The organism is Virgibacillus sp. M23 (assembly GCF_034190895.1).
Classification (GTDB): Bacteria; Bacillota; Bacilli; order Bacillales; family Amphibacillaceae; genus Virgibacillus; species Virgibacillus salarius.
The window spans coordinates 1-17,412 of record NZ_JAWDHA010000017.1; the positions used below are offsets into that span (position 1 = coordinate 1).

The window sequence follows — 17,412 nt, forward strand, 5'->3', positions numbered from 1 at the left end:
TAGTTGAGGCCGTGCCCGCGGAAAGCGAAGTAATTAGTCGGAGCATTGCCAATATACATCAAACATTTCAAAATAACTACTTGGCTTAACGCAGTCATTGCACTGATTTTATACTTTCTTAACTTATAAAAAAGGCATTCACCAATCAACTAGTGAGTGCCTTCTCTATCTCTGTACGCAAAATGGATACCTTCTAAACAAGGTAAAGTAACCACAGCAAAACAAAATCGACATGAACCAAATGATTCTGTCACTATATGTAGAAATCAAAAACTTTATTAAGATGAAAATACAGCTTTCACTATTCATAAAGCTTAGAGCGTATTCCAGATGAATGAAGTGTTGAAGTGTTTACTTGATGCTTACGAGAAACAGGTTGTTCTACTTATCATCCACGATGAAAGTGGTTTTAATGTAGGCCCACCTTCGAATTTTTTAGCGATAATTTAAGCTTCACTTGTATGTCTGTGAGAGCTAGGAAAATGAGCTAAGGTTTGCATTTATGGCGGTGAACTTAAGAAAGTACACCGCCAATTCAATTAATAGACAAGGGAATAAGCTAATCACATTGGCTTAATATTTTTAGATTGTCTATTTAACAGAAGGAAAACCACAAACAGTCCTCTTTTATATGCTTCTCTACTCACTATCTGCAACCTTTACAAGCTGCTTGCCAATGTTTTCTCCAGAAAACAAGCCTAGAAAAGCATCTGGAATAGCATAAAATCCATCAACAATTGTTTCCTCAAATTTTAATTCACCATTAGCAATAGCTTTACCGAGTACCTCATATGCCTCTTTATAATCCGCTTGAAAATCACCAACAATAAACCCTTGTAGCTTCGCTCTTGATTTTATAAGGTACTGCTGTACACGTAAACCTATATCATACTCTCCTTCTTCCAAGTTATAAGAAGAAATTGCACCACATACCGGTACACGCGCAAATGTATTTAGTAATGGCCAAACAGCATCAGAAATCTCTCCTCCAACATTTTCATAATACACATCAATGCCATCGGGGCAAGCTTCTGCTAATTGCTTAGCCACATTTCCTTCTTTGTATTCAACCACATCGTCAAAGCCAAGTATTTCAGTAATATACCTCGCTTTTTCCTTAGAACCAACAATACCGACGACTTTAGCACCCGCTCTTTTAGCAAGTTGCCCGGCAATTTGCCCAACAGCCCCTGCTGCACCAGAAACTACTACGGTCTCACCTGCTTTTGGCTCACCAATATGCATCATACCAAAATAGGCTGTTAATCCAGGCATTCCCAGTGGCCCTAGAGCAACACTTGGACGCAGACCAAACGTTTGAACCTTCCGTACATGGTTATCACTAACTACATGGTATTCTTGAAATGCCAAATGTCCAGTTACAATATCTCCTTTGTCAAACTGATCGCTTTTTGATTCAATTACTTGAGAAACGACGCCACCATTTAATGGCTTACCTACCTCAAATGGTTCAATATATGACGGACCATCTGACATTCTCCCCCTCATATACGGATCAACAGAAACAAATAATGTTTTTAATAAAAGCTCACCCGCTTCTGGGTTGCCTACTTCTACGTCTTCAAATTGGAAAGTGCGTTCATCTGGTAGCCCATTTGGTCTTTCATTTAAAATAAGCTGTTTCTGCTTCATATAAAAAACCTCCTACAGTATTATATTGCGTAATTTACTTAGTGCATCTGCCATCTATTAATGGATGGCATCTATAAAATATGTAGGTTCATTGTATCAATGGAAATCAACGATGAAAAGCTGAGTGCTTAAGCGGCTAGAGCTCAAAGACAAATATCTTGAAGAATACCTAACGGAAAACGAACAACATTTGGTATCTATGAACTGCTACTACACAAAACAAAGAGACCATTTCACAAATTCAAAAACTCATCCGTATTCATGCCATAAGATTACATTTTTCATACTCTTTATCATAACAAATAGTTACAAAGTATTAGTAAATTCGACACTAATTTTTATAACATTGTAAAATGATTGAAATATTAAACAAATATCTGTAAAACTGTGTTACGCTTGGTGAAATATTTGTAATAAAATTTATGATTGGAGGATTCAGGATGAAAAAAATGTTTTCCATAGTGGTTATTCTTTCTATGATATTCACACAATTTAGTCAATCAATTGCTATGGCTGCTGGTAGTGTTGGGGCTGGAGAGGATATAGCAGTATCTCTTGAAAAAGAGGGGACAACCGAAAACTCCATTTTCAAAGTAGTAATAAGTGAAGAAATAGATGAATTAAACGTTACGTATCCGAAGAACTCGAATTATAGTGATTATTTTGTCGGAAACGACCAAGCTACAATCACCAACAATAAAGAATCACATAGCTTAAACATAAATTCTTTAGAAAACACCAAAGAAATACGGTTTGCACTTAAAGATTTAACAGAGGGCGAAAACCTTATTAAAATTGAAGGATTTAAGGAAAAAAAATTAATAGCAACGAAGGATTTTACGTTCCAATTACCTTCAAACGATAAAGAACAGAAAAATGCAAGTCCAAGTGATGAAGAAAAGGTCGAGCCGATAGAAGAGGAGAAAACGCAGAATACTGAAAGCGGGAATACTGAAAAAGAAAAAGCAGAAAAAGAGAATACTGCTGAGGAACAGAATCTAGTTCAAAAGGAAGCAAAAACTGACTCCTCTGATAAGAGCAAATCAGAATCAAAGGTTAATAGTGAGCAACCAGCCATTTCCCCCTTTTCAGGCAATCTAAATGTAGATATCGATATTTCTCCACGAAATGCTAATGTACTTTCGGGAAATGATGCGGCATATAAACTTGTCTTTAAAACTACGGGATCAATAACTGAATACACAAATGCTACTATTTTTATTGACTTGCCAACTTTAGAAACAATTACATTTAACCAAGAACTATCAGAATTAGAAATTGCCGGTGTCCAACCAATCTATGATTCTGAAAACAATCGATTGGTCTACGAATTTGATACGCTAAAAACAGGCCAGACTTATGAAAAGATTATTAAATTACAAACTAGCAATGGTTTTACTCCCGATGGGACTGAACTGGAGATAAGTGCTTCTTTTGAAGCGGACGAACAAAAGAAAGTTGATGATAATGCCTTAGTTGTAGTAGATGCGTCCAATCCTATAAATATCACGAAGCGATTTACGGACGTTCAAGGTAATGAAAGAAACTTACCTACCCCGAACTCCCAAACTGTATGGGAAATAAATGTAGACATTCCTAAAAACAGTACTGGACAGCTTTATATTGACGAAAATTCTCAAATAACGGTTGTAGATACATTACCTGATGGGTTATCTTATGACTCAACAATCAACGGCCCTGAACCTGAGCAAAATGGAAATCAACTGATTTGGACTTTCGATGCTCCTTCATTTGATGACCAGGAAACTGCTAAAGATTCATTATTTAATGCCGATATGGAGATGGTTCTCTCTGTAGGAAATAACACTGTAAATCAAACGCTTACTAATAATGTAGCTCTTAATACTTTATTTATTGGTGATAACGAGAGCAACGTTAATACGAATGATAGTATAACTATTGTTGATTCTGATACCGCAAATGGCGATATTGAAGGAAATTGGTATGTTCCGGTACATGTTGGTCCATTAGACGGTGAAGGAAACATAGCTCCAAATAGCAACAGGAACCCTAACCCAATTGTTTATGATGATGCTCTTCTTGGCTTTTCTCACGGAATTGCTCCTTTACCAGAAAGTGCCCAAGGTGATTTTGAAGAATATACTACTAGTTATCATATAGATTCAAATCTAATTTTTAAAGAAATAGAAACACCTAGGGGATTTATTTATAGACCGAATGCAGACTATCCAAATGGAGTGCCTTTAAAGAATGATCCTATTTTCAATATCGAAGCAATTGTAAACGGTGAACGGGAATTACTAGTTGAAAATGCTGATTTAGATACTGTTTATAATAGAGCGGACTTAGGAATCAGTGAAAATGATGAAGTTAGCGATATTATTCTAGATTTTACTTATGCTCCAAGTGGTATGTTAAATGTAGGCAGACCTAATTACTTTTTTGAAGTCAAACCTGGCTATACAGGACCTGTAACCAACGAATGGGATGTTTATGGAGTAGATGGAGATGGTAATGCATTCAGTAACCAATATAATTCTGATCCTCTAGCAGGTCCGAGATCTGCACAGATTGCTCCAAAACCAACCGATCAGCCTCCGATAGCTACTGTTGGGGTTAAGCTAATAGATCAGCTAGGCTCATATGTGGCTCCTGGAGATAATCGAATGCGGGTAAATTTAAACACTGAAGACAGTTCAACTTTAGCTATGAATGAACCATTAGAAACTGTAGTACTATTGCCACCAGGAATAAACATTGCTAATAATCCTGAAGTGGAATTTACAGATGCTGACGGCAGGTCATCCATAGATACTACTTCTGCAGCAGGTGGTGACTATACCGTAATAAGCAACAACTATAATGATAGTGGTAGACAACTTGTAAAATTTAATTGGAATGACCGCCTGCTTCGACCAGGTAGTTCGTTATACGCAGAAATTAATGTTCAAATAGATGAAAGCGCACCAAATACACTCTCTTTTAGTGTTTACGGCTTTTCTGGAGATCAGGAACTAACCGTACCGTCAGTTGAAAGCCCTGGGTTAACGGATACGGTTTTACAAACGGATGTAGAGGACCTTAATGAGAATGGTAATTCAGATCAACCTCGTTTAAAGTCTGGCAATGAATATTATATTAGTGGACAGTATAATATCCAAACAGAGAAATTGGTTAAGGGGCAACTAGATGAAGATTTTACTCACTTTGGAAGCACTGTCCCAGGTGGTTCTATTGATTACCAATTAACATTAACCAATACTTCAGGAAAAGACATCTCAAGTATGACACTCATAGATGTTATGCCATCTATTAATGATTTAGGGATAACTGATAACATTGATCGCGGGAGCCAATTTACTCCAGAATTAACGGAAGCAATTCAACTTCCTGCTTCGTGGGTCGATAAAGTAGATGTTTATTATAGTTCTGCTATGACACCAGAGCGTGATGATTTAATCAGAAATACGAACTACCCAGAATCTACAGAGAAATTATCGAACCCAGATTCGGCTGAAGAGCCTAATTGGACTTTGGCAACGGAGGTTGAAGATTGGTCCTCTATTCATTCCTTTAAGTTAGAACTGAAAGATGGGGTTGAATGGATTGAGGGTGAAAATATCACTATTAACTTTTCAATGGAAGCTCCTAACGCTTCGGAAGTAGATCAAGGTGTATTAGACAAAACCATTAACCCAACAGAACGGGCTGCTTGGAACTCATTCGCAATTGCTACTGATCAAGGTCAGCCGGTAGAACCAGCGCGTGTTGGTGTATACATGGATCTAGATAATTCTGTTCAATTAACAAAGCTTGGAGAAGGAGGAGAACATTTACAAGGGGCAGAATTCTCTTTATTCAATGAGGATGGACAAGAAATTGAAACAGGTTTAACCACAAATGAAGATGGAATTATTGTTGTTGAAGACTTATTGCCAGGAAGCTATAAATTTGTAGAAACTCTAGCTCCAGAAGGATATCAATTAGATGATACACCTATTCCGTTTGATATCGAATTAGCACAGCAAGCCCAAATTGAAGTAAGTAAAGAAAATGCATATGCTCTCGGTTCAGTCGAACTAACTAAAGAAGGAGAAGATGGCGAACTACTAGAAGGCGTAGAATTTGAACTACAGGATGCCGATGGGAGGACTTTACAAGAGAAGCTCCTTACTGATGAGAATGGCAAATTAGTGATTGACCATTTGAAACCAGGTAACTATCAGCTAGTAGAAACAGCAACCATTCCAGGATACGACATAGATGCTACACCAATTCCATTTGAAATTGAAATTGGTCAATCAGAAGCAAAGCAGGTAAGCTTTGAAAACCCATTAAGTACAGGGACTGTAGAGTTAACAAAAATTGGTGAAGAGGGCGATACTCTAGAAGGTGCTGTCTTCACGTTAGTGAATGAAAAGGACGAAGAGCTTAAAACAGGATTGACTACGAATGAAGAGGGTATCTTAACGGTTGAGAACCTAAAACCAGGAAATTATGCATTTATTGAAACAGAAGCTCCATTTGGCTATCAGTTAGATGACACCCCAATCGAATTTGAAATTGCATTCAATCAACTAGAAACGCTGGAACTAGAGGCGGAAAACAGTTATATTCCAAGTACATTAGAGTTAACCAAAGAAGGAGAAGATGGAAAACTGTTAGAAGGTGTCGTGTTTGAATTGCAGGATGCCGACGGAACAACACTACAAGAAAACCTTGTTACAGATGAAAAAGGTAAACTTATCATTGACAATTTAATTCCAGGCTCTTATCAGCTTGTAGAAACAGAAACACTCCCAGGGTATGAATTAGATACCACACCGATTCCATTTGATATTGGATTGGGACAAGGAATAGCAAAAGTCAATTTTGAGAATCCCCTACGTACTGGTTCAGTCGAACTTACGAAAGTCGGTGAAACGGGAGATACGCTCGAAGGAGCTGTATTCTCGTTGGTGGATGCAAAAGGCGAAGTGCTAAAAACGGAACTTACTACGGATAAAAACGGCGTCTTAGTTGTAGATGATCTGAAGCCAGGAAATTATGCGTTTATTGAAACAAAAGCTCCTTTTGGTTATCAGTTGGATAAAACTCCTATTGAATTTGAAATCGTCTTTGACCAACAAGAGCCTCTATACTTGGAATTTAGCAACAATTTATTAAAAACGGACATACAAATCACCAAAGTTGATGCGATCACAGACACAACTTTAGAAGGTGCAGTCTTTGACGTGTTAGACGGTGAGGGTGAACGAATTACAACGATAACAACAAATGAAAATGGCATCGTGATCGTAAAGGGATTAACACCAGGAGACTATCAATTAGTGGAAATCAAAGCTCCTACTGGTTATGTGCAATTAGATAAGCCAATTCATATCACCATTGAATTAGGAGATAAAAACAAAGAAGTGATTGTAGAAAACACCCCTATGGAAAAAGGAGATACACCACCGACGCCACCTAGCCAAGATTTCGGAGATAAGCTACCACAAACTGGGGAAGAATGGTTACGATATCTAGCTATAATCGGTATGATATTTCTTGGATCAGGTAGTTTCCTTTTGTATACGCATATCAGACGAATGAGAAGCGGAACTTTAATAGAATAGTAAATAAGTAAATTACAAAGAGGCTGAGATACACGAACATTCTAGAGTGGAACAATGTACGACTCTATCTCCTCCTTGAAAAAGAAGAGCGATTTTTTTCTACGTGCGATGTATTGCTGCCGAAGCCTTCCCTATCTAAAAGAAAAGGCATCGGTTAGGTACCTCAGCACGAAGAAGCTCACCAGTCGCCAACGGAAAGTGACGGATGGAGAAGCTTCGTTGCACGAGCCATCCTTTCTAGTTGTTCATTTTTCTCTTAGATGATTCGGCCTCTTTGTAACATTATTCCTTTAGGTTGAAGTGAAATGAGGCGAATCATGATGAAAAAAGGCAGACTATGGATGGGGCTAGGATTACTTGTTTTAGGAGCTATACTCATTGCCGTGCCATTATCTTATGATTGGTATACTTCAAAACAAAATGCAGAACTTGTACAAGCAATGGATTTATTGAAAACAGATGGATTAAATAATGAAACGGCGCCTGACATAAACTTTTCGAAAGAAGAATTAAAAAGTATTTATGAATTAGAAATTCCGTCGATCCATTTAAAGGAGTTTGTATTACCATCAACCACGGAAGAGAACTTAGCAATTAGTTTAACTCAGATTGTTGAAGATCAAGATCCAAATACAGATAATATATCAATAGCTGGCCATCGGGGGTATCGCGGAGACCGACATTTCCGTAACCTTCCAGATGTCAAAAAAGGTGATGAAATCATTTTAACAACAGACAATGATCGTTATTCTTACAAAGTAACAGAAATTAAGACCGTCGAAGAAGATGCAGTGGAAGTATTGGAGAATAACGGAGCTGAGATAACCCTATTGACATGTACATTATCTGGTGATAAAAGGGTTGTGGTAAAAGGTAAATTGAGTTGAAAATCTGCTGGAAATTGGATGAGCGTAAAAATGTAGCCCCACAAATGTGAGGGCTTTTAATTTACTATACTTACACAAAACTCACTACTACTTGCTGACGTATAATAAACGTAAGGCTATGGTTCTCAAAAGTGACTTTAAAAAGACCCCACCTAGACTTGATTAAGGGTCTTTGAGAAGCGTTGTTCGATGATGACAATTGTTCATACTTAAACTCTAGAAGCATAGACGATAGGATTGGTTAGCTGTTTCCAGATGGAAAGTAGTATGTCTTCATCATCATGAAGGAGGCAATGAACAAGAAACCCTATAATAACAACATCAATAAAGTATAACCATTCTACATCCACTTGAAATACCTTCTGAAAATCCTTAGAAACAGAATTTTCTTCGATAATTTGTTTGCGCATCTCCTGAAATTGTCTTCGATAGCTTTCATCTTGATAGGATTTGGAGATCCACAAAAACATAATCGCATGTTCAGGTGATTTTTCCGTAGACATTTTAATTAAATAGCGCCCAAACGAAAGGATATTTTCTTTAAAAGGTTTATCTGGATTGTAAGAAAAATCAATTAGACTATGTTCTAAGGCATATAAAAATGTTTCCTTCATTAAATCGTCTATGTTAGAAAAATAGTAATAAAATGAGCCTTTACTACTTTCCGCCTTTTTTATTACTTTGTTAATCGTAAGCCTTTCCAGTCCATTCTCCATAATCAAATCAATGGTAGCTTGGATAAGACTCTGTTTTGTTTTATGAGACATTGTTGCTCTCCTTATGCGTTCATATTTTCAAAATAAGTTTGTAAATCAGTATTTCCATAGGTATCAGCAATAACATCGTGTGTCATTACATAAAAGAAAAACTGCAATAATTCATATTGTCTTTTATTACTAATTCTTAGAAATGGGAAGATACTTTTAACAAGCCACAGTGGAACGCTTGTAATTTTACTGTTTGGGTTAGCGGCCATTATAGATAGTTCAGCCATTTGACGATATGTATAAACATGAGGACCTCCTACATCGAGTGATATTTCTTCTTTAGAAAAGGATGCTACACAATATTCCGCAAGATCAGCCCCATGTATGGGATTCATTTTACTTTCTCCTTTGCCAAACAAGAATACCCTTCCTTTTTGGGCCATAGTGAAAAGCTCCGTCATATCAGAAAAATAACCCGTTGGATTGATGATGATATGTGGAACATAGCTTCTGTTTAATTTGTCTACAAATAGCTGTTTTGCTTTAATTAATGCAGAAGGACAATTTTCAGTCGCGTGCGCATTTATATACATAAACCGTTGTACCTTACTGTGCTCTGCTTCTTTCAGCAAATGCAGATTCCCCTGATAATCTACATCCATGAACGTTAAATGACCTTTTTGTCTTGTAATACCTACTGAGGAAAAAACGTAATCAATATCTGCGCAAATACCTTGAATGGTTTCTGCCTTGGAAACATCCCCCACAGCAATATCATCAATGAATTCATAGATAACTGGGGAAGAGAAAGCCCCCTCTTGCTTTAACTTTGCTGGTGATCGGACCAATACCTTTACATAATATCCCGCCTGTTTAAGTTCCTTTACAACATATCGCCCTAGGTAACCTGTTGCCCCAGCTACTAATACGCGTTTCATCTTCATCTCACTCCAGTAATATAATTTAGCTTACTTTCATTTTAGACTGATCGGTCTAAAATTACAATAAAAAGGTACCGTCATTTCGAAAATTTTATACGCTTAGCAAATTTCGACATTATGAAAGCCAAATTCTTGTACGTTAAGGAATTTGGCTTGTTATTGGTTTAAGTTTTATTTAAGGGTCTAAGAGAATTAGCTAGTAATCTATTAGCATCAAACCTATATTCTCCAAGAAAATTAATACGCTCCCATCCCAGATGGTGATATATGGCGGTACTCCGCAAAGAAAGCAAGATTTGAGGTTGTTGGTGAGTACCAAATTATCGGGGTAAATTTATCGTATGAAAGAAATATGTAAGAATGAAGAAAGAAAAACGACATGTATTACTTTTACAATAGAAATTGAATCAGTTGCAAGATTTAAATCAGAAAGGAGTAATAATAATATGAGATTTTTAGAGATAATACTTGTCGTTGTTAATTTTGGATTATTGTATTGGGTGTTTATAAGGAGGAAAAAAGCCTCCACAAACATAGTATCTCTTTGGCCTTTGGCCGTGGGATATTTTATGGTAATTGTACAGATGGTTGCAGAGGGCGTAAGCTGGCGAATGATTCCGGCTTATTTAACACCTGTTTTGTTAACGGCGTATCTGTATGTCAAACGAAAGAATATAAAACCCAGAAAGTGGTATGTATTGACTATTCAAACTGTACTACTCACTGTTTATCTAGCAATCACAATCATTCCACCTATTGTCATGCCTGTATTCTCATTTGAGAAACCAACAGGAAATCACTCGGTAGGAACAGTATCCTATCATTGGACGGACGAAAAACGCAAAGAAACGTTTGGGATAGATCCGGAAGCTAAGCGCGAGTTGATGGTACAAGTTTGGTATCCAGCAAACGAAGAGAGCGAGAAGAGGACTAATCAATATATGAGAGATGTGCCGGAAAAAGAGGAGGGAATGGCGCAACTAATGGGGCTACCTGATTTTATGATGAGCCATTTAGGTCTTGTCCGTGTGCATTCGTTTTCTGAGGGTATTTTGTCTGATAGGCAGGAACGTTATCCTGTGCTAATTTTCTCGCACGGTAATGCCGGCAACCGTAATCAGAATACGTTTCAAGTTGAAGAACTAGCAAGTCGTGGATATATTGTCGTTGGCATTGATCATACTTATAATGCGGGAGCAACGGTTTTTCCAGATGGTAGAACAGTGAAATATTCGACTGAAGATGAACCGAACACTCTTGCTGAGTTCGATGAGAGGATGTCCATTTGGTCAGAAGATGTTACTTTCGTACTTGATCAGCTTGAAGAGTTGGATAAGGGCGGAGAGGACGATCAATTCAAGGGAAGGCTTGATCTCGAGAAAATTGGCATGTTCGGGCATTCCTATGGAGGTGCCACGGCGTATCGAATGCTATTGCAAGATGATCGCGTAAAAGCTGCCATAAATATGGACGGATCACTGTTTGGAGGACCAGTTCCTGAGAAGAGTGTTCAAAAGCCACTTTTCTTGATGTACTCCGCGTCCTCACTAGATGTGGATCGATTCGAGGCAGATCTGGATGAAATTACTCCGGAAGAGATTTTAAAACAGACAGGAAGAAATCGTGAAGCGCTTGAGAAAGACTTTTACGACCTTATGTCAAGATATGAAAAAGTTGTCGCAAGTGGTGCATTATCTTTGGTCATTCCGAATTCAAACCATACTAGCTTTACTGATCTTAACTTGTACAGCCCACTGATGCGTGCAAAAGGTGAAGATACTGTGCAAATTCATCTTCTAGTTAATGAATTCACGCTTGCATTCTTCGATCAGTATTTGAGAGGAACAGATGATAATGTGTTAAAACAATTAGGGGCTAAATATCCGGAGGTTCATTTTCAAAGTAAATAAGTGATTTAATGACCGATACGGAGAATTCCCTTTCATTTACTATTTTTTTGACTTTTGATACAATTCGGGTATGAAAACACAAATATTGTTAGTAGAAGATGATTACTCTATCAGTGACATGGTTGCAAATTATCTACGTAAGGAAGGATTCGATGTTGTCTGTACATACGATGGTGAGCAAGGGATACAGGCTGTCATGAGTCAACAATATGATTTGGTTCTGCTCGATCTAATGCTCCCAAAGCTAGACGGGTTGGAGTTTTTGAAGCTAGTCAGAGTATATAACACCACCCCGGTTCTAATTATATCGGCCAAAGATGATGATGTGGACAAAGTAGTAGGTCTCGAATTCGGAGCAGACGATTATATCGTTAAACCTTTCTCGTTAATCGAGCTTACGGCCAGAGTAAAGGCGATGATCCGTCGTACGACAAAATATTCACCCACTGTTGTCGAAAAAAAATCTGTGTCACGAGTATTGAAGGTTGGAGAATTAACAATTAATGTAGACGACTTCACTGTCACTAAGAATGGCCAGGACATTATGTTAACATCCAAAGAATTTCAAATTTTATATTTACTCGCCAGCAATCCGAATAAAGTATTCACAAAAGAACATATTTATCGTGCAGTATGGAACGAAGAATACTACAGCGACGAGAATAGTATTAACGTACAAATCAGCCGTCTACGAGACAAAATCGAGGATCGTTCCTCGAAACCTCAATATATTAAGACGCTGTGGGGTATCGGATATAAGCTAGGGGAGTTTTGAATGACTGGTATTCTAATTGGCATTATCTTAGCTCTAATTATGTTCAACATTTCACAATACCGGTTAGCTAGGGGGCGAGACGCCCATCTCTTTTACATCCGTGACAAGCTTCGGACAATTATAGAGAAAAATCAAACCGAAAAAGTACTTCTGTTCACGAATGATCCAGCATTAAAAAACCTTCTAGTCGAACTGAACCGACTGCTTGAGAAGAAAAACGAGGAGTTCCTCAAACATGCAAAGAAGGAAGTTGGAATCCGTAAAATGCTGGCCAATATTTCACATGATTTAAAAACGCCACTCACAGTCGTGATTGGTTTAATTGAGACAATCGTGTGCGACAAAGAGATGACGAAGGAAGCAAGGAAACAGACTCTTCTGAAAGTGCAGACCAAAACTTCGGAGATTTTGCAACTGATTAATAAGTTCTTCGACTTGGCCCGCTTGGAATCCGGGGACAAAGCTTTGCCACTAACCTATGTAAATATAAATGAAATTTGCAAAAATAATCTACTTTTTCATTATAATGATATTGAATCTGCTGGATTGGAAGCCATCATTGATATACCAGATCAACCAATGTACGCATTGGGCAACGAGGAAGCTTTGGATCGTATATTGCAAAACCTCATTTCTAATGCTGTTCGGTATGGAAAAGAGGGTCTAACCGTCGGCCTAACATTGCGCGGCGATGATTCCCATGTCTATATAGATGTGTGGGATCGTGGCAAAGGAATTGGTGAATCACACAGCGACAAAGTATTTGAGCGCATGTACACGCTCGAAGATTCCAGAACCGACTCTATCAAGGAAGCGGACTGGGCTTAACAATAACGAAACGTCTTGTCGAACATTCACATGGCGAAATAACGCTCAAGAGTCATCCATTCGTGCGAACGACATTTACAATTCGATTAAAATCGTTAAAAGGAGAGGACTAACCATGACATACGTCGTTAGCACGAGTAGACTTAGCAAGAACCTGAGTGGGAACAACATCTTGTCCGATGTGAACCTTCACATTAAGAAAGGAGAAATCTACGGACTCTTAGGTCTGAATGGAGCTGGCAAAACATCGGTCATGAAGCTGCTTACGGGCTTATGGAAGCCAACTGAAGGAGTGATTGAACTTTTCGGAGAGAGACTTATAACTGGTGACTGCAAATCTAAGAAGCGAATAGGTAGCTTGATTGATTATCCAATATTTTATGAAAAGCTAACTGCTCGGGAAAATCTGGAGCTACACTGTGCATACATGGGTTATCACGATCACCGGTCTATCGATGAAGCACTTGCATTGGTCGGCTTAACCGTTGAAGGAGCCAAAACTGTAAAAAGCTATTCACTTGGCATGAAGCAACGCCTTGGATTAGCCCGGGCAATATCGACCCGACCGGAGCTGTTACTTTTGGATGAGCCAATCAATGGTCTTGATCCGGTTGGATTGAAGAACATGCGAAACCTGATTTCCGCATTGAGTAAAGAATATGGAATGACGGTGTTTCTAACTAGCCACTTACTTCGGGAGTTAGAGCTAATCGCAAATACGATTGGTGTCATTCGTGAAGGCAAGCTTATCCGAGAAGTGGCAATGGAGAACATCCAAAGGGACTGGACGGAGTATATTGAATTGGTGACAAAGGATGTCGTGAAAGCAGTTAGCATATTGTCTAATAAGCTAGAAATGTGCAATTTTAAATTGATAAATGAATCGACAATTCGTATCTATGATTTAAGTTTACCTCAACCTGAAATTGTACGAACGCTAATTCTGAATGGAGTTGACATTGGAGAAATCAGACGCAAGAATCAAACGCTGGAGGACTATTTTTTAAATCTTCTGCAAGGCAGTGGGGATACATGATTTCGCTAATAAAGTTGGAATTAAAAAAATTTAAACTGAATGGATATTTCTTGTGTGTTATAGTGTCAAACTTGGTGATGACGGTTTTGGTCTGGATGATGATGTTACAGTGGTCAGTGGAAAACACCTACATACACCCAACCTACAACGTTGCATTTGATTTAACTCGTTCCATGGTGAATTTTACGTTCGTAATATTTGCTGCAATACTAATGGCTCGAATAATTGTCGGTGAGTACGTGAATAAGACAACCTCAGTGCTATTCACCTATCCAATTAGGAGACAGAAGCTGCTTATATCCAAGCTGGCATTAATCTCGCTTGTTACCTTTGTTATTATTATCATCTCCAATCTGTTCATTAATCTTGTCTTAATCGGGTTAAACGTCAAATATGATTTCGTCAAGGAACCTCTTACTTCCCCAATCATATCCAATCAAATGATGGAAATTCTTATTCATGCCGTTTTAAAGACGATGAGTAGCTGGATTCCACTTGTTTTGGGAATGCTTCGGAAATCACCAACGACGACAATTGTTTCTGTTTTCATTATCGAGTTTACCTCCATTTCCATGAATAACGGGCCTACATATACTGTAACTCCTGCTGTCGAAATGACGCTGGCAGTGATTGGAGCTGTGGGTGCATACTGGATGATCTACAAAGCCGAGAGAGAAGATATATTGTAATGGAGGTAGAATTCTCAGAGGATATTTACTAGTAAATTAAAGGTGAGGTACCCCTAAAAAGTTAGATTTAAAATCTAACTTTTTGAAATAGGAACTAGCTATATAAATGCTGATCCTTAGTTATTGCGCACTATATAATGTAGTTACCCACAGTGTCACACCAACACAACCTAAAAAGCTCCTCTTATGAGGGGCTTTTTTAATCAATCCACACATAAATAGTACTTTCTATTTGTAGCTTGAAATTTATATCTTGATTAATTGCTATCATGATTGATTTAATAAAGTAGCCTACACAAATTACGGCTAATTGAATACTTTATTATAGACCTGTTAAGGGTCTTTCCACATGTTATTTCCTGGCCCTTCATTTCATATGGAGGGCTCAATTTATGATATTGTTAGTGGTTATTTTTATTTAAAAATAAAACAAGCAATTGACTTAAGATAACTGCCAACTCAATTAAGGGTAACATTGAATATATTATATTAAATCGAAAATAAAGGAGGGAAATTGTATGTGGAGGCCAAAGAGAAAATTTGATAAAGATGGTAATCAAGAGTTTTTCTCTACCGCAAAAGCAGATGCAGATGCAAAAGCTAAAGCCGATGTAGATTTCGACAGTGATATTCATGTTGATAACGATAATGATAATGATAACGACAATGACTTAAAAAACAAAAACCGCAATTTCAACATTGCGAAGATCACTAAAAGTGGCAACTCTTATGTTAATGTTATTTCCGATGATGAAGACGACGATGACAGGAAACGTAAGAAATACTATTAATAAGTACTAGTGGGGTAATATAATTTATCCCACTCTTTTTCTATGAAAGTGGGGAATAAATTTGCAAAATTCATTAAAAAATGGTCGCTCAATAGACTTCAATAATGAAAGTCTATCTACAATTGGATACAGCGGTAATTCAGATGTGGATGTAGAGGTTATAGTTGATACAACTCCAATTGCATATGCAATGTTATGTACTCTTTTAACTACAAAACAAATCTCCGACAATGAATTTAGCGCTGCAGTTAGAAAATTAGAGGATTTAACCCATAGAAACAAACATCACTCTACAAGAGAATTGAACGATTTATCACAAGTAAAATTAAATAAAAAACGGTTAAGAAGGTACAATTAGCCTTCTTTCTGTACATAATTCACTCAATAAAATTGGATTGTCATCATTACCTGAACCAAACGTATCACTAACTTTACTAATTCATCCAGTTCACGAACAAATATATTTTCAGGGCTGCATATAAGACGATAGGAGCCGAATACTACCTAACGTCTTATATCAGCTCTAAATCACCTATTTATTTAATATCTTACTTCAATTGTGCTTGTACCAGAGAATACATTCATCGCGTAATCTACATCTACATAATATACACCTGGTAAAACGTCAGTAATTGTTCTGGAAGGTTGAGTACCTACTGAAAGGGGTCCCCATAGTGTACATCTACCAGAGTCCCTATTACATATCCGCACTCGCCCTATCTCCCAATATAAATCCTCCCCCGAGAGTCTAATTGTAACATCGCCTAGCGAAGGAACAGAAAATTGACCGTCCCATTTACCATCTCTTGTTGTAAAAGGAAATGGACCGAAATACTTTACTGCATTAATTTCATTTTTAGGACTTTCATTTCCAGTAGTTTCAGCTGCGATTGGTTCTGAGGGGAAGGTCTGAGAAGCTAAAATAATCATGACGGGAAAAATTATTAGTGCAAGAATCTTTTTCAACATATCTCACCTCCTTTAACTACATTTAACTATTTCTACAAATATTCACATCTTCATTCATTTTTTTGTAAATTTTCCATTAAATTCATTTTATAATCATAATAGTAATTACCTTAATAAAAAATGGAACCATTCATGGAATCTGAATAAATATAGTCAAAATATAGTCACAAGCTGAAAATGATTATAAAAAAGACCCTTATCCAAGTTGGATAAGAGTCTTTGAAACGTTGATATTTTAACGTTTTGAGAACTGAGGTGCACGACGTGCTTTTTTAAGACCGTATTTCTTACGCTCTTTCATACGAGCATCACGAGTTAGGTAGCCTTCTGTTTTAAGAGATCCACGATATTCTGGATCAGCTTCAAGAAGCGCACGTGCGATTCCGTGACGGATAGCACCAGCTTGACCAGTAAAACCTCCACCATGAACGTTAACAATAACGTCATAAGTACCTTGAGTTTCAGTAGCCACTAGCGGCTGATTTAAAATTAAAATTTGTGTTTCGTATGGGAAATAATCTGATGCGTTACGTCCGTTAATTGTAACATTACCTGTACCAGGTACTAAACGTACGCGTGCAGTTGATTTTTTACGACGACCTGTGCCATAGTATTGTACTTGTGCCAAA

General features: G+C 37.6%; 13 protein-coding genes and 1 pseudogene. 9 read left to right on the forward strand and 5 right to left on the reverse strand.

Translation table 11 applies throughout. From position 1 onward, the window contains the following. Window positions 1-639 precede the first annotated feature (639 nt). The gene (locus RVS70_RS08815; protein WP_026680297.1) at window positions 640-1,653 is read right to left on the reverse strand and encodes an NADP-dependent oxidoreductase; all 1,014 of its coding nucleotides are present in this window, start codon (window positions 1,651-1,653) and stop codon (window positions 640-642) included. A 440-nt stretch (window positions 1,654-2,093) separates the two neighbouring features. Here RVS70_RS08815 and RVS70_RS08820 point away from each other — a divergent pair, with 440 nt between their 5' ends. Both RVS70_RS08820 and RVS70_RS08825 read left to right on the forward strand, forming a co-directional pair. After that, the gene (locus RVS70_RS08820) at window positions 2,094-7,250 is read left to right on the forward strand and encodes a SpaA isopeptide-forming pilin-related protein (RefSeq protein WP_321132904.1); all 5,157 of its coding nucleotides are present in this window, start codon (window positions 2,094-2,096) and stop codon (window positions 7,248-7,250) included. A 305-nt stretch (window positions 7,251-7,555) separates the two neighbouring features. Beyond that, window positions 7,556-8,137 (forward strand): class D sortase, encoded by a 582-nt coding sequence (locus RVS70_RS08825; protein WP_205389413.1) that lies wholly within the window; start codon window positions 7,556-7,558, stop codon window positions 8,135-8,137. A 209-nt stretch (window positions 8,138-8,346) separates the two neighbouring features. Here the strand turns inward: RVS70_RS08825 and RVS70_RS08830 are convergent, their stop codons facing one another. Both RVS70_RS08830 and RVS70_RS08835 read right to left on the reverse strand, forming a co-directional pair. Further along, a complete protein-coding gene (locus tag RVS70_RS08830) occupies window positions 8,347-8,904 on the reverse strand; it encodes a TetR/AcrR family transcriptional regulator (RefSeq protein WP_026680294.1) in 558 nt (185 codons plus the stop codon). Between the two features lie 11 nt (window positions 8,905-8,915). Further along, the gene (locus RVS70_RS08835) at window positions 8,916-9,782 is read right to left on the reverse strand and encodes an SDR family oxidoreductase (RefSeq protein ID WP_321132908.1); all 867 of its coding nucleotides are present in this window, start codon (window positions 9,780-9,782) and stop codon (window positions 8,916-8,918) included. A 572-nt stretch (window positions 9,783-10,354) separates the two neighbouring features. Here RVS70_RS08835 and RVS70_RS08840 point away from each other — a divergent pair. From RVS70_RS08840 to RVS70_RS08870, 7 genes and pseudogenes are all read left to right on the forward strand, one after another. Beyond that, window positions 10,355-11,695, forward strand: a complete 1,341-nt coding sequence (locus RVS70_RS08840; RefSeq protein WP_414617171.1) for an alpha/beta hydrolase family protein — start codon at window positions 10,355-10,357, stop codon at window positions 11,693-11,695. A gap of 70 nt (window positions 11,696-11,765) precedes the next feature. After that, the gene (locus RVS70_RS08845; RefSeq protein ID WP_034678593.1) at window positions 11,766-12,470 is read left to right on the forward strand and encodes a response regulator transcription factor; all 705 of its coding nucleotides are present in this window, start codon (window positions 11,766-11,768) and stop codon (window positions 12,468-12,470) included. Beyond that, window positions 12,471-13,411 (forward strand): annotated as a pseudogene (locus RVS70_RS08850) (sensor histidine kinase). Between the two features lie 2 nt (window positions 13,412-13,413). Next, window positions 13,414-14,334, forward strand: a complete 921-nt coding sequence (locus RVS70_RS08855) for an ATP-binding cassette domain-containing protein (protein WP_026680289.1) — start codon at window positions 13,414-13,416, stop codon at window positions 14,332-14,334. Next, window positions 14,331-15,023: an ABC transporter permease gene (locus RVS70_RS08860; protein WP_121604306.1), complete on the forward strand. Its 693-nt coding sequence runs from the start codon at window positions 14,331-14,333 to the stop codon at window positions 15,021-15,023. The genes RVS70_RS08855 and RVS70_RS08860 overlap by 4 nt, the downstream gene beginning before the upstream one ends. Window positions 15,024-15,541: 518 nt before the next feature. Further along, a complete protein-coding gene (locus RVS70_RS08865) occupies window positions 15,542-15,814 on the forward strand; it encodes a hypothetical protein (RefSeq protein ID WP_026680287.1) in 273 nt (90 codons plus the stop codon). A 61-nt stretch (window positions 15,815-15,875) separates the two neighbouring features. Then, on the forward strand, window positions 15,876-16,172 hold the full coding sequence (locus tag RVS70_RS08870; protein WP_321132910.1) for a hypothetical protein: 297 nt from the start codon (window positions 15,876-15,878) through the stop codon (window positions 16,170-16,172). A 182-nt stretch (window positions 16,173-16,354) separates the two neighbouring features. Here the strand turns inward: RVS70_RS08870 and RVS70_RS08875 are convergent, their stop codons facing one another. Together RVS70_RS08875 and rpsI are read right to left on the reverse strand one after the other, a co-directional pair. Further along, window positions 16,355-16,783, reverse strand: a complete 429-nt coding sequence (locus RVS70_RS08875) for a hypothetical protein (protein ID WP_321132912.1) — start codon at window positions 16,781-16,783, stop codon at window positions 16,355-16,357. 235 nt (window positions 16,784-17,018) lie between these two features. Next, a complete protein-coding gene (gene rpsI / locus RVS70_RS08880) occupies window positions 17,019-17,411 on the reverse strand; it encodes a 30S ribosomal protein S9 (protein ID WP_026680264.1) in 393 nt (130 codons plus the stop codon). Between the last annotated feature and the right edge of the window lies 1 nt (window position 17,412).

Coding starts and splice junctions, on each gene's coding strand:
- RVS70_RS08815 (WP_026680297.1), bottom strand. CDS start 1,653: ATGAAGCAGAAACAGCTTATTTTAAATGAAAGACCAAATGGGCTACCA.
- RVS70_RS08820 (WP_321132904.1), top strand. CDS start 2,094: ATGAAAAAAATGTTTTCCATAGTGGTTATTCTTTCTATGATATTCACA.
- RVS70_RS08825 (WP_205389413.1), top strand. CDS start 7,556: ATGAGGCGAATCATGATGAAAAAAGGCAGACTATGGATGGGGCTAGGA.
- RVS70_RS08830 (WP_026680294.1), bottom strand. CDS start 8,904: ATGTCTCATAAAACAAAACAGAGTCTTATCCAAGCTACCATTGATTTG.
- RVS70_RS08835 (WP_321132908.1), bottom strand. CDS start 9,782: ATGAAACGCGTATTAGTAGCTGGGGCAACAGGTTACCTAGGGCGATAT.
- RVS70_RS08840 (WP_414617171.1), top strand. CDS start 10,355: ATGGTAATTGTACAGATGGTTGCAGAGGGCGTAAGCTGGCGAATGATT.
- RVS70_RS08845 (WP_034678593.1), top strand. CDS start 11,766: ATGAAAACACAAATATTGTTAGTAGAAGATGATTACTCTATCAGTGAC.
- RVS70_RS08855 (WP_026680289.1), top strand. CDS start 13,414: ATGACATACGTCGTTAGCACGAGTAGACTTAGCAAGAACCTGAGTGGG.
- RVS70_RS08860 (WP_121604306.1), top strand. CDS start 14,331: ATGATTTCGCTAATAAAGTTGGAATTAAAAAAATTTAAACTGAATGGA.
- RVS70_RS08865 (WP_026680287.1), top strand. CDS start 15,542: ATGTGGAGGCCAAAGAGAAAATTTGATAAAGATGGTAATCAAGAGTTT.
- RVS70_RS08875 (WP_321132912.1), bottom strand. CDS start 16,783: ATGTTGAAAAAGATTCTTGCACTAATAATTTTTCCCGTCATGATTATT.